The organism is Amycolatopsis kentuckyensis (assembly GCF_041679295.1).
In the GTDB taxonomy this organism is placed as follows: domain Bacteria; phylum Actinomycetota; class Actinomycetes; order Mycobacteriales; family Pseudonocardiaceae; genus Amycolatopsis; species Amycolatopsis kentuckyensis_A.
This window is the reverse complement of record NZ_JBGDMD010000016.1, coordinates 81,723-93,840: the sequence shown is the minus strand read 5'-3', so window position 1 is coordinate 93,840 and position 12,118 is coordinate 81,723. Positions and strand designations below refer to the sequence as shown.

The window sequence follows — 12,118 nt, the reverse complement described above, 5'->3', positions numbered from 1 at the left end:
CGCGCGAGAACCAATGGTTGAGGGTACTCCTCACTACGGATGCGTGTCGTACCAGCCTCACGCGGTGTTACGCGACAGGAGAAGACGAGTGCAGTTCGGTCGGTACTACGAGGAGTTCGAGGTCGGTGCGGTCTACAAGCACTGGCCGGGCAAAACGGTCACCGAATACGACGACCACATGTTCTGCCTGCTCACCATGAACCACCACCCGCTGCACCTCGACGCGCACTACGCGGAGGAGACGACCGACTTCGGCAAGAACGTCGTGGTCGGGAACTACATCTACTCGCTGCTGCTGGGCATGTCCGTGCCCGACGTCTCCGGCAAGGCCATCGCGAACCTCGAGGTCGAGTCGCTGAAGCACGTCAAGCCGACGTTCCACGGCGACACCATCTACGGCGAGACCGAGGTGCTGGACAAGACGCCGTCGAAGTCCAAGGACGACCGCGGTGTCGTGTACGTCGAGACGCGCGGTTACAAGCAGGACGGCCTGATCGTGTGCACCTTCCGCCGGAAGGTGATGGTGCCCAAGCGCTCCTACGGCGAGACCCGGGGCGGCGAGCAGCCGGGCCGGCCGGTGCCGCACGAATGAGGTTCTGATGGACTTGGACGGGATCAAGGGCGTACTGCGCACGTTCGCGGAAGTCGAAGCGCGCGGGGTGTCGCCGCTGTACGAGCACCTGGCGCTGCAGGCGGCTTCCGACGACGACGTGGCGGGCCTGCTGACGTCGGCGCGGGACGGCGAGGTGCGGGCGACGCTGCTGATGGCGACCGCGCACCGGCTGGTGCAGGCCGACCCGATCCACCCGCTGTCGCGGTACTACCCGTCGCTGGGCGGCTTCGACGGCGTCGATTCGGAGACCTGGCCGCTGTTCCGGTCGTTCCTGCTGGAGCGGGCCGAGAAGGCGCGCGCGCTGATTTCGTCGCGGTACACGCAGACGAACGAGGTCCGCCGCGCGGCTCTGCTGTACCCGGGCGTGGCGCGGGCGGCTCGCGAAGCGGGCGGCAAGGTGTCCTTGCTGGAGGTCGGCTGCAGCGCGGGGTTGCTGCTGGGTCTGGACCGCTTCGGCTACCGCTACCAGTGCGACGGCGGCGAGCAGCTGACGGCGGGCCCGGCGAAGTCCGCGGTCGGCCTGCACTGCGCGTTGGACCTGGCGCCGGGCGCAGTGGCGCCCAAGCTGCCGAAGAAGCTCGCTCTGCTGGACCGGGCGGGCCTGGACCGGGCGCCGGTGGACCTCTCGGACGAGGACGAGCTGGCGTGGCTGGAGGCGTGCGTCTGGGCCGACCAGCCGGACCGCATCCGGCTCCTGCGCACGGCGGCGGCGGAGCAGGCGAAGCACCGCCCCCGGCTGATCGAGGGCGACGGCGTGGACGACCTGGCCTCGGCGGCCGCGACGCTGGAGGGGCCGCTGGTGGTGGTGACTAGCCACGCGCTGGCGTACTTCCCGGAGGACCGCCGGGCGGCGTTCGTCGACGGGCTCGCTTCGCTGGCGGCTTCGCGGCCGTTGTGGTGGGTTTCGGAGGAGTTCTACGGCGCCGGGCTCGAGACGGTGCTGCCGGGGCGTTCGGACCTCTCCGGGGCCGACGGCCTCGCGACTTTGGGCGTCGTGCGGTGGGAAGACGGGAAGGCGGAAGCGCACGCCTTGGCCCGGACCGCGCCCCACGGGCAGCGGATGACCTGGTTGCCGCTGTAGTCAGGCGCGGGGGAGCGCTTTCCAGTCGCGGAGCGTCACGTACAGGAGATCCACCAGCTCCCCCGCCGCCTCGAGGGCTTTCAGGTCTGCCGCATCGGACCAACGGACGTCCGTCGCGTCGTCACCCGCCGTGAGCGTCCCGCCGGCGACCTCGCACCCGTAGTCGAAGATTTCGTAGGGGCCCCTGGTCACCGACCCCACCAGTGTGCCGGGAATCACGTCGAGCCCGGTCTCCTCGAAGAGCTCCCGAATGACTGCCTTTTTGTCTGTTTCGCCCGGTTTCACTCGGCCACCCGGCAGCGACCACTGCCCCGAACCGGGGTCGTTCCGGCGGCGGATGAGCAGCAAACGGCCGCGTGCGTCGTACGCGATGCCGCCTACGCAGCGGATTGTGGTGCCGGTGGGGCTGTCCATGCCCGAAGGGTAGACGTGACCGAACTGAAAACGGATGTCCTGTACACGGAGAGTAGCCGTACGGTACACTTCGGACCGCGTGCTGACCCAAGCGCGGGACTTACCTCCCCAGCGCCTGTTCAGTGCGGTACAACGTAAAAAGTCAGGATTTTTGCTGTTGTCCGGTGTCACCGTAAGAGACGGGATTTGATCGCGGTGAACGTGAAGAAGATTGCGGGCCTCGCCGGTATCGCGTTGGTGCTGTTCTTCGTCATTGCCCAGCCGGGTCAGGCCGCGGGCCTTGTCGGCAACATCGTCGACTTCCTGCGCAGCTCGGCCGAATCGGTGATCACCTTCGTCAGCAACGTGTTCAAGGGCTGATCGGGGGCTACCCTCGAACCATGTTCGCGCCACGCGACCCCGACGAGTACCTCCTCGACACCGAGCGGCGGGTCATCCGGATCCGCCGCCACTGGGCGGTGCTGCTGTGGGACACCTTCGAGGCGGCCGCGCTGCTGGCCGTCTGCGTCCTGGTGTCCTACCTGCTGCCACCGGCGCTTTACATCGGCCAGAACATCCTCTGGTACGTGGCGCTGCTCGTCGTGCTGCGGTTCGCCTACCAGGTGATGGAGTGGTGGGTCGAACGGCTGGTGGTCACCGACAAGCGGTTCGTCATGACCACCGGGGTGTTCACCACCAAGGTGCTGATGATGCCGATCAGCAAGGTCACCGACCTCAGCTACGTGCGCACCGCCACCGGCCGCATGATGGGCTACGGCACGATGGTCGTCGAGTCCGCCGGTCAGATCCAGGCGCTGAACCGGATCGACTACCTGCCGCGGCCCGAAGAGTTCTACGACACGATCTCGGAGCTGGTCTTCGGCGACAAGCAGAAGCAGGCCGAGCGCTTCTCCATGATCAAGGCCCAGCGGGCGGCCCGGGGAAAGAAGCCGGTCGGCTGACAAGCCTCATCCCGCCGGGCGTGTGACCCAGCGCATCGTCGACAATGGACCCGATGCGCATCGACCTGCACGCCCACTCCACCGCTTCCGACGGCACCGACACGCCGGCCGGTCTCGTCGCCGCCGCGGCGAGAGCCGGGCTCGACGTCGTCGCCATCACCGACCACGACACCACCGCGGGCTGGGCGCCCGCCACCGAGGCCATTCCGCCGGGGCTGACCCTCGTCCCCGGCGCCGAGCTCTCCACGGTGTCGATCGATCCCGAAACCGGGCGCCAGATCAGCGTCCACCTGCTCGCCTACCTCTTCGACCCGACGTCGGAGCCGGTCGTCACCGAGCAGACCCGGCTGCGCGTCGAGCGCCGCACGCGGCTGCGCCGGATGGCCGAGCGGATGGCTGCCGACGGCCTGCCGGTCGACGCCGACGAGATCTTCGGCCTGCTGCCCGAGGACTCCCCGCCCGGGCGCCCGCACCTGGCCCAGGCGCTGGTCCGCGCCGGGCTGGTCAAGTCCGTCGACGAGGCCTTCGCCGACTACCTCAGCCCGCGCCGCGGCTACTACGTCGCCCGCCGGGACACCCCGGTCGAGGAAGCCATCGACATGATCGCCGCGGCCGGCGGCGTCACGGTCATCGCGCACCCCTTCGCCTTCAGCCGCGGCGCCACGATCAGCGAGGACACCCTCGCCGGCCTGGCCGAGCACGGCCTCACCGGCGTCGAAGCCGACCACCCGAACCACGACACGCCGACGCGGGCCCGCACCCGCGCGCTGGCCGGCGAGCTGGGCCTGCTCGTCACCGGGTCGAGCGACTACCACGGCACCAACAAGACGATCGCGCTCGGCGAGTGCACCACCGACCCCGGGCAGCTCGAAGAACTCGTTTCGCGGGCGACGGGGTTCCAGGTCGTGAAGGGCTGACATGGCGATCGCCGACGTCTTCGACGCGAAGCTCTTCATGAGCGCGACGATCACCCTGATCGTCATCATGGACCCGCCCGGCACGGTGCCGGTGTTCCTGAGCCTGGTCGGCCGCAAGCCGATGGCCGTCCGCGCCCGCGCCGCGCGGCAGGCGGTCCTCGTGTCGCTGCTGGTCATCAGCCTGTTCGCGGTCGCCGGCCAGGCGATCCTCGCCTACCTCGGCATCGGCATCCCGGCGCTGCAGGGCGCCGGCGGCCTGCTGCTCCTGCTCATCGCACTGCAGCTGCTCACCGGCAGCGGCCACGAACCCGAGGCGGCCGCGGAGGACGTCAACGTCGCGCTCGTCCCGCTCGGCACGCCGCTGCTGGCCGGCCCGGGCGCGATCGCCGCGACCATCGTGTTCGTCCGCCAGGCCGACGGCCACATCGGCGCGTACATCGCGCTGGCGCTGGCCATCGTCATGACGCACTTCGTGATCTACATCTGCATGCGCTACTCCGGCGTCGTCATCCGGCTGATCAAGGAAAGCGGCATCACGCTGCTGGCCAAGGTGGCCGGCCTGCTGCTCGCGGCCATCGCCGTCGAGCTGGTCGCGAACTCCGTGCGCGGCTTCATCGCCGGCGGCAGCTGACCCCGCCTTTCGGGTTGTCCTGCCGGACAGGAACGCCCGCGTTCGTTGACATCGTTGGCACCACTCGCGCAGCCTGAACCTCAGCTCAGCGGTTGAAACGATTCAAACGCCTTGCGGAGGCCTCGATGAAGTGGCTCAGAGCAGTCCTGCCGGTGACGGTGCTGGTGGCGAGCGGCGTGGTCGCCGCGCCCGCCGACGCCGCGCCGAGCTGGCAGAAGTACGTCGTCGCGCCGGCATCGCGCGACGTCCGGCCGGTGAAGGTGCTGTCCACGACCGGCGACGTCACGAACCCGGACGGCCTGCTCGGAAAGGGGGTCACGACGTTCAAGCGGCAGGCGCCGCCGCCCAAGCCGGCCTGGGCAGCGGGGACGACCGCGGCCGCGTCGTCGTTCCACGCGCCGAACAACGGCGGGAACGGCCAGCCGCGGACCTACGGCCCCGGCAACGCCGTCGACGGCAACAACGAGACGTTCTGGAACGACGACACGATCGGCGCCTACCCGGACGTCCTGACCATCACCTCGGCCGCGCCGGTCACGCTGCCCGGCGTCACCCTGCTGTCCAGTGTGGACGGTGTGCCGCAGGACTACACCGTCGAGGTGCTGGACGCGGGCGCGTGGCGGACCGCGGCCACGGTCACCGGCAACACCGCGCTCCAGCGGGCGGTGCAGTTCGACCGGCCGGTGACGACCACGCAGGTCCGGATCACCGTCACGAAGGACCAGAACACGCCGTCCGGCGAGTTCAGCCGCGTCACCGAGGTCTGGCCCGGCCTGGTCGCCGACCCGCCGGTGCCGGTCGCGGTGGTGGACTTCGGCAAGGTCGTCGCCGGCTACCCGAAGATCTCCTTCGCGGGAGCGTCGGCGAACCACCCCGGCGTCCGGTTGTCGTTCTCGGAAACCCAGCAGTACCTGGGCGAACGCTCCGACTTCACGCGTTCGGACTTCTCCGGCGGGCCGGGCAGCGACCAGTACGCCGTGCCCGCCGGGCCGACCGTCTGGAAGGACACGAAGGGTTGCCTGAGCGGGACGCAAATCTGTGCGGACGGCCTGCACGGCTTCCGCTACCTGCGGATCAGCCTCGACGCGCTGGCCTCGGACGCGCCGCTCGCCCAGCCGTCCGGCGAGGTGCGGATCAACGGCGTCTCGCTCGACTTCACGCCGTTCCTCGGCACGCCGGACACCTACCGCGGCTGGTTCGAGTCGTCCGATGACGCGTTGAACCGCTACTGGTACGCGGCTTCGTACACCAATGAGCTGGGCATGGACACGTTCCGCGAGTCCGATGTGGACCCGCGCGGCGCGTTCTCGCCGTCGCTGGACGGGAAACTGGTGCTGCACGACGGCGCGAAGCGCGACCGGGACCCGTACGTCGGCGACGTCGCGATGTCCGGGCTGACCGAGTACCTGACGCACCAGGACGGCACGGCGGCGCGCAATGTGCTCGCCGACCTCGCCGACCACCAGCGGGCGGACGGCTGGATCCCGCCCGCGTCGATCAACAACTACACGCTGCCGTTGTTCGACTATCCGCTCTGGTGGGTGACGTCGAGCTGGGACTACGTGCTCTACACGGGCGACACCGCGTACGCGGCTTCGTACTACTCGCACCTCGTGAAGACGCTCGACTCGTGGTACCCGTCGGTCACCGATTCGCGCGGGTTGCTCGCGAAGGGGCTCAACGGCACCGGCGGCTACGGCGACTACGCTTTCCTGCCGCGTACAGGCGAAGTGACGTACTACAACGCGTTGTACGTCCGAGCGCTTCAGGGCGCGGCGGGTCTGGCGCGGGCGACCGGGCATCCTGGCGACGCCGATCGGTGGCTCGCGCGCGCTGCCGGTGTCGCTTCGGCCGTGAACACCTACTTGTGGGACCCCGCGGCGGGCGCGTACCTCGACTCCGGGACGGGCGCGGTGCGGCACGGCCAGGACGGCAACAGCCAGGCCATTTTGGCTGGTATCGCTTCGCCTTCGCAGGCCACTTCGGCGTTGGCGCGGCTCGCGGCGGGTGCGTTGCCGTACGGGAACCCGTTCATGGACAACGACACTCTCGTCTCCGACGGCACGAAGCGCGTGTACGCGTTCACGTCGTTCCCCGAGCTGCAGGCGCGGTTCCGGAGCGGGCAGCCGGACTCGGCGATCGACCAGATCAAGCGGATGTACGGCTGGATGGCTTCGCACGACCCGGGCATCACGGCGTGGGAAGGCATCGGTGAGGGCGGTTCGCACTACGAGCAGGGGTACACGTCGGCAGCGCACGGCTGGTCGACCGGTGTCGTGCCGGCGTTGACGAACGAGCTGCTGGGCGTGTCGCCGGCTTCGCCGGGCTTCGCGACGTGGACGGTTGCGCCGCATCCGGGTTCGGTTTCGTGGGCGCGCGGAGCGGTGCCGACGCCTCGGGGTGCGCTGTCGGCTTCGTGGTCTCAGCAGGGTTCGGTGTTCTCGTTGACCGTCACGGCTCCTCGCGGGACTTCGGGTTCGCTGGTGGTCCCGTCGGGCCGGCTGGTTCTGCTGGACGGCCGTCCACTGCGTGCCGGTGGTTCCCTGGCTGTTTCCGGTGGTACGCACACGGTCTTGGTCGTGCGGTAGCTGCCTTCCGGGTGCCGCGCGGAAAGTGTCGGTGGTGGTGCGTAGCGTGGCACCCGTGAAGGAGCAGATGGGGTTCGACTTCGGCGTCGCGCAACCGGTGCGGCTCACGAAGGTGTCGCCGGCGCGGCTGGCCACCTTCGACGACTGCCCGCGCCGGTACCGGCTCGCGTACCTCGAACGGCCGACCCCGCAGCGCACCGGGCCGTGGGCGCACAGCACGCTGGGCGCGGTGGTGCACAACGCGCTGCGGGCGCTGTTCGACCTGCCGGTGCTCAAGCGGGTGCCGCAGCGGGCGGTGGCGCTGGTGGCGGAGTTCTGGAAGGACGCGGGCTTCGAGACCGAAGAGCAGGCGGCCCGCTACCGGGCGCGCGCGAAGGGTTGGGTGGCGGAGTACGTCGAGGACAACGACGTCACGCACGACCCGGTCGGGCTGGAGCGATGGGTGTCGGCGCCGGTGAGCCCGTCGCCGGGGGAGAAGCCGTCGATGATCATCGAGGGCCGCGCGGACCGGATCGACGCGCGGGACGGGTCGTTGGTGATCGTCGACTACAAGACGGGCCGGCGGCCACCGGACGAGTACGAGGCGCGCGCGTCGCAGGCGCTGGCGTTGTACGCGGTGGCGGGGGCGCGGACGCTGCGGATGCCGTGCACGACGGTCGAGCTGCACCACCTCCCGACGGGCACGATCGCGGCGGCCGAGCACACGCCGGAGAGCCTGCAGAGGCACCTGCAACGCGCGGGCGAGACCGCCGCGGACCTGAGGCTGGCCACGGATACCCTGGACGCGGGCGGCGACGCGGACGTGCTGTTCCCGCCCCGCCCGGACCGCCGTTGCGCCTGGTGCGACTTCAGGCCGAGCTGCGCGGCGGGGCAGGAAGCCGCCCCGCAGGCGCAGCCGTGGGACCTGCTCGCGCCTTGACAGGGGAGAGGAAGAGGTTGGCTTCACCGGACACGGACGAGTTGCAGACCGGGGCGGCTGGCAGGCCGGACCGGGGGCAAGGTGCGGCTGGGGAGCAGCAGACCGAGCCGCTGGCCACCGGCGCCGAGGCACCGAGGCGGCCTGGACCTGCAGCCGCCGGAGTCGATGCCGCCGGGGCGCAGCCGACCGAGCCGCTCGCCGCTCAGCCTGCCGCTGCCGGGGCGCGGGAGCGGGCCGAGCCGGCTGCTGCCGAGGCGCAGGAGACCGAGCCGCTCGCCACGGAACCCTCCGCCGCCGAGGCGCAGACCGTTCCTCAAGAACGCGTCGACCCCGAGCGGATCGAGCCCGCCGATGCCGATGCCGCCGAAGAACCCGCCCCGCCCGCCAAAGCGCGGGGCCGCTGGTGGCGCGGGTTCACCGGCTCCCTCGCCGCCGGCCTCACCGTCCTGGCCATCGGGGTCTTCGCCGTCGCCGGCATCGATCTCTACACCGGCGCTCCCGGCCCGGGACCCGCGCTTCTCATCGGCCACCCCATCGCCGCCGCGCTCGCCCTGTTCGCCCAGCGGGTCGCCGATCGCCGCAACGGCGCCACAGCCGCGGGCGCGGGTCTCGCCGTCGTGCTCTTCGCCGTCTCGGCGCTGACCCTCTTCTGGCTTACTTGAGCGCCGTCAGCGTTCCGCCGCGCTCCTCCAGGAGCACCGGACCCGCCGCACCGAGCCGGACCACTCCGGCGTAACCCCGCCGGTCCACCCCGACCGTCCGGATCGTCGACCCGTCGTTCTCGTTCAGCACCGCCAGCCCGCCCTTGATCGGCACCACCAGCTGCGACGCGAACACGATCCCCGGCCCGGAAGCGCTGCTCAACGTCCACCGCGGCGACAAATCGTCACGGGACAGCGCCACCACCTTCGACCCGCTGAACCAGTACACGTTCTGCGTGGTCTGGGTCGTCGCCTCGACCCCCGCCGGTGGGTCCTGCGCCAGGTCCGAAGCCGGCACGTCCAGCGGGTACGCCGCACGCTGGGAACCGTCGCCGTTGTAGACCACCAGGAGCTTCTGGTCCGGCAACACCACCGCCGCCAGGTCGCCCGACATCGCGATCACCCGCGCGCGCTTGCCCGCCAGCACGCTGCTGAACGCCACCTGCGGCTCGTCGTCCTTCTCCGGGGCCGCCTTGTAGACCGTCAACCGGTCCGCCGGGTCGCCCGGGCAGCGCTCGATCACGCCGACCTTGCCCGACGCCGCCGCGACCGTGCCGTACGTGCAGCCCGTGCGCGGCTGCTTGCCCGCGTTGACCAGCGCCGGGACCTGGCCGTACTCGGCGCTCTGCACCAAGTCGTCGCGCCACGTCGTCAGGAGCTTCTTGCCCGTCGCGGTCACGTGCGAGCCGTCGCTGACCAGCTGCGTGCCCAGCTCGGCGTTGCCGTTGCGCTGCGCCGTGATCCGGCCCGTGCCCGGGTCCAGCTGCGTGACCTCGCTGCAGCCCGAAGACTTCGAGAAGACGGTGTTCAGCCGCCCCCACGTCTCGTTCACCGTGCACAGCGGGAGGTCGCGTGTGTAGTGCCAGCGGATCTGGCCGGTCAGCGGGTCGCGCGCGTCGACCTCGCCGCCGTCGGCCGTCGCCACCGTGTCGCCCGCCACCACCGGGACCGGCGTCGCGCCGCTGCGGGCGCTCCAGATCTCGGTCAGCGAGCCGGGCACCTTGTCCGGTGCCGCGGGCAACGGCGGGGGCGGCGCCGCCTCGGTCCGGTCGGTGGCCGCGCTGTCGCTCGTCACGCCGATGACCAGCGCGACGGCGACCACGGCGACCGCGATCAGCGCCGCGATCACCCGGTCCCGCCCGCGGTTCCACGGCGATCGCCGTGCCTTGACCCGCGGGGCGGGCTCGGCGGCCGGAACGTCCTCCAGGACGTCCTCGGCGCCGTACTCGGGGGCCGGTGCTTCAGCGACCGCTTCGGGCGCGCTTTCGGGCGCCTTCTCGTCTTCGCTCACTTACCCGACCCCCGTGCGTAGGCCTCAGTCTGCCGACGCAGGTGTATCAGACGTCGCGGCGGGACGGCGACGGCGGCGCCGCCGAGCCGGCCGCTCGGCGTTCTCGCCGGCTTCCTTCTCGACCGCGGGACCGGTCGTCTCCGGCGCGGTGCCGCGGGTGCGGCGACGCGTCCGGGTGCGGCCCTCCGACGGGGCAGGAGCGTCGTCCGAAGAAGCGGCGGCGTTGTCCGCGGCCTCGATCGCCTCGGCGGCGCGCGAACCACCGCGGGTCCGCTTGCGCGGGCTCCGGGCGCGCTTGCGCGGCGCCTCTTCCGCAGCGTCGTCGGCGGCCTTGCCCCGGCCACGCGGGCCGCGGCGCTTGCCGCCCAGGTCTTCTTCCACCTCGGCGCCCAGGCCGGCGCGGGTGCGCTTGCCCAGCGGCAGGCGGCCGGTCGTGCCCTCGGGGATGCCCAGGTCGGCGTACAGGTGCGGCGACGACGAGTACGTCTCCACCGGCTCCGGCTTGTCGAGGCCCAGGGTGTCCGAAATCAGCTTCCAGCGCGGCTCTTCGTCCCAGTCGACGAGGGTGACGGCGACGCCGGTCCGGCCCGCGCGGCCGGTGCGGCCGATGCGGTGGACGTAGGTCTTCTCGTCGTCCGGGCACTGGTAGTTGATCACGTGCGTGACGTCGTCGATGTCGATGCCGCGGGCCGCGACGTCGGTCGCGACCAGCACGTCGACCTTGCCGGAGCGGAACGCGCGCAGCGCCTGCTCGCGGGCGCCCTGGCCCAGGTCGCCGTGCACGGCGGCGGCCGCGAAACCGCGCTCGACCAGGTCGTCGGCCACCTTCTGCGCGGTGCGCTTGGTGCGGCTGAAGATCATGGTGAGACCGCGGTCGGCCGCCTGCAGGATCCGGGCGATGACCTCGGGCTTGTCCATCGAGTGCGCCCGGTAGACGAACTGGGTGGTGCGCTCGTGGATCGCGCTCGCGTCGTTCTCTTCGGCGCGGATGTGCGTCGGCTGGCGCAGGAAGGTGCGGGCCAGCGTGATGATCGGGCCGGGCATGGTGGCCGAGAACAGCATCGTCTGCCGCTCGTCCGGCACCATCCGCAGGATGCGCTCGATGTCGGGCAGGAAGCCCAGGTCGAGCATCTCGTCGGCCTCGTCCAGCACGAGCCCGCGGACCTTGCCCAGCACCAGGTGCTGCTGCTCGGCCAGGTCGAGGAGCCGGCCCGGGGTGCCGATCACGACGTCGACGCCCTTGCGGAGCGCCTCGATCTGCGGCTCGTACGGGCGGCCGCCGTAGATGGCCAGGGTGCGGATGCCGAGGTGCTTGCCGGCGCCCTTGAGGTCGTTCGCGACCTGGATGCACAGCTCGCGGGTCGGGACCACGACGAGCACCTGCGGGGTGCCGTCGCCGGGGACCTGCACGCGGTGCAGCAGCGGGACGCCGAAGCCCAGCGTCTTGCCCATGCCGGTGCGGGCCTGGCCGATGAGGTCGTCGCCGGCCATCGCGAGCGGCAGCGTGAGCGCCTGGATCGCGAAGGTCCGCTCGATGCCGGCCTCGCCGAGGGCCTTGACGATCTCCGGCTTGACGCCGAAGGACGCGAAGGTCGGGGCTTCGGGCTCGACCTCGACGCCCGCCTGCAGCGGGTGCGACGTGTCGAGCGCGGCCGGGCCGGTCTCGCTGTGTTCCAGCGCGACGGCGGGGGTCTGTTCGGTTGTGGGAATTTCTGCGGTCAGGGTGATCGCCTCTCTCGTGACCAGCGCGCACAGCCGTGGGTCCGCTCGACACTCGACCGGGAGTAAACCCTGGTCCCTGGCGCTGATCTGGAGCGCGGAACCGGTCCGTCCCGGGAATGCCGGAAGAGGCGTGCACGCACATTGCAGTACGTCGGCAAGCCACGTGACCTGCCTGTTTCCCGACGCCGGTATGGCGTACGGAAGCTTCTCAATCTTCTGCAGTGTACCTGGTCAGCAGTTTTTCGACAGTACCCGGCGCGCCGGAACCAGTGTGATCGGTCTCGTCGCGGCACGCCCGGG

12 protein-coding genes are annotated in these 12,118 nt (G+C 70.9%); 9 read left to right on the top strand and 3 right to left on the bottom strand.

What is annotated here, in order from left to right:
- The first annotated feature begins 88 nt into the window (after nt 1-88).
- Together ACERZO_RS45595 and ACERZO_RS45590 are read left to right on the top strand one after the other, a co-directional pair.
- The gene (locus ACERZO_RS45595) at nt 89-592 is read left to right on the top strand and encodes a MaoC family dehydratase (protein WP_372672231.1); all 504 of its coding nucleotides are present in this window, start codon (nt 89-91) and stop codon (nt 590-592) included.
- A 7-nt stretch (nt 593-599) separates the two neighbouring features.
- Nucleotides 600-1,694, top strand: coding sequence for a DUF2332 domain-containing protein (locus tag ACERZO_RS45590; RefSeq protein ID WP_372672230.1), 1,095 nt, complete (start codon nt 600-602; stop codon nt 1,692-1,694).
- Here the strand turns inward: ACERZO_RS45590 and ACERZO_RS45585 are convergent, their stop codons facing one another.
- The gene (locus ACERZO_RS45585) at nt 1,695-2,108 is read right to left on the bottom strand and encodes an NUDIX domain-containing protein (RefSeq protein ID WP_372672229.1); all 414 of its coding nucleotides are present in this window, start codon (nt 2,106-2,108) and stop codon (nt 1,695-1,697) included. It abuts the gene before it with no gap.
- A gap of 195 nt (nt 2,109-2,303) precedes the next feature.
- Here ACERZO_RS45585 and ACERZO_RS45580 point away from each other — a divergent pair, with 195 nt between their 5' ends.
- The 7 genes from ACERZO_RS45580 (at nt 2,304) to ACERZO_RS45550 (ending at nt 8,766) form a co-directional block, all read left to right on the top strand.
- Complete coding sequence (locus tag ACERZO_RS45580) at nt 2,304-2,468, top strand: hypothetical protein (RefSeq protein ID WP_167379843.1); 165 nt, start codon at nt 2,304-2,306, stop codon at nt 2,466-2,468.
- Between the two features lie 20 nt (nt 2,469-2,488).
- Nucleotides 2,489-3,049 (top strand): PH domain-containing protein, encoded by a 561-nt coding sequence (locus ACERZO_RS45575; protein WP_072481681.1) that lies wholly within the window; start codon nt 2,489-2,491, stop codon nt 3,047-3,049.
- Between the two features lie 53 nt (nt 3,050-3,102).
- On the top strand, nt 3,103-3,966 hold the full coding sequence (locus ACERZO_RS45570) for a PHP domain-containing protein (protein WP_372672228.1): 864 nt from the start codon (nt 3,103-3,105) through the stop codon (nt 3,964-3,966).
- 1 nt (nt 3,967) lies between these two features.
- On the top strand, nt 3,968-4,597 hold the full coding sequence (locus ACERZO_RS45565) for a MarC family protein (protein WP_372672227.1): 630 nt from the start codon (nt 3,968-3,970) through the stop codon (nt 4,595-4,597).
- Between the two features lie 125 nt (nt 4,598-4,722).
- On the top strand, nt 4,723-7,185 hold the full coding sequence (locus tag ACERZO_RS45560) for an alpha-L-rhamnosidase-related protein (protein WP_372672226.1): 2,463 nt from the start codon (nt 4,723-4,725) through the stop codon (nt 7,183-7,185).
- Between the two features lie 67 nt (nt 7,186-7,252).
- Entirely contained in the window at nt 7,253-8,104 is an 852-nt protein-coding gene (locus tag ACERZO_RS45555) for a RecB family exonuclease (protein ID WP_372672291.1), read from the top strand.
- Between the two features lie 17 nt (nt 8,105-8,121).
- Nucleotides 8,122-8,766: a hypothetical protein gene (locus tag ACERZO_RS45550; protein WP_372672225.1), complete on the top strand. Its 645-nt coding sequence runs from the start codon at nt 8,122-8,124 to the stop codon at nt 8,764-8,766.
- On the opposite strand, the gene ACERZO_RS45545 is transcribed toward ACERZO_RS45550, so the two are convergent.
- Both ACERZO_RS45545 and ACERZO_RS45540 read right to left on the bottom strand, forming a co-directional pair.
- Nucleotides 8,759-10,096, bottom strand: coding sequence for an Rv3212 family protein (locus tag ACERZO_RS45545; RefSeq protein WP_372672224.1), 1,338 nt, complete (start codon nt 10,094-10,096; stop codon nt 8,759-8,761). The genes ACERZO_RS45550 and ACERZO_RS45545 overlap by 8 nt on opposite strands.
- A gap of 24 nt (nt 10,097-10,120) precedes the next feature.
- Nucleotides 10,121-11,587, bottom strand: a complete 1,467-nt coding sequence (locus ACERZO_RS45540) for a DEAD/DEAH box helicase (RefSeq protein ID WP_372672223.1) — start codon at nt 11,585-11,587, stop codon at nt 10,121-10,123.
- Nucleotides 11,588-12,118: the final 531 nt, after the last annotated feature.

Coding starts and splice junctions, on each gene's coding strand:
- ACERZO_RS45590 (WP_372672230.1), top strand. CDS start 600: ATGGACTTGGACGGGATCAAGGGCGTACTGCGCACGTTCGCGGAAGTC.
- ACERZO_RS45585 (WP_372672229.1), bottom strand. CDS start 2,108: ATGGACAGCCCCACCGGCACCACAATCCGCTGCGTAGGCGGCATCGCG.
- ACERZO_RS45575 (WP_072481681.1), top strand. CDS start 2,489: ATGTTCGCGCCACGCGACCCCGACGAGTACCTCCTCGACACCGAGCGG.
- ACERZO_RS45570 (WP_372672228.1), top strand. CDS start 3,103: ATGCGCATCGACCTGCACGCCCACTCCACCGCTTCCGACGGCACCGAC.
- ACERZO_RS45565 (WP_372672227.1), top strand. CDS start 3,968: ATGGCGATCGCCGACGTCTTCGACGCGAAGCTCTTCATGAGCGCGACG.
- ACERZO_RS45560 (WP_372672226.1), top strand. CDS start 4,723: ATGAAGTGGCTCAGAGCAGTCCTGCCGGTGACGGTGCTGGTGGCGAGC.
- ACERZO_RS45555 (WP_372672291.1), top strand. CDS start 7,253: ATGGGGTTCGACTTCGGCGTCGCGCAACCGGTGCGGCTCACGAAGGTG.
- ACERZO_RS45540 (WP_372672223.1), bottom strand. CDS start 11,587: ATGGCCGGCGACGACCTCATCGGCCAGGCCCGCACCGGCATGGGCAAG.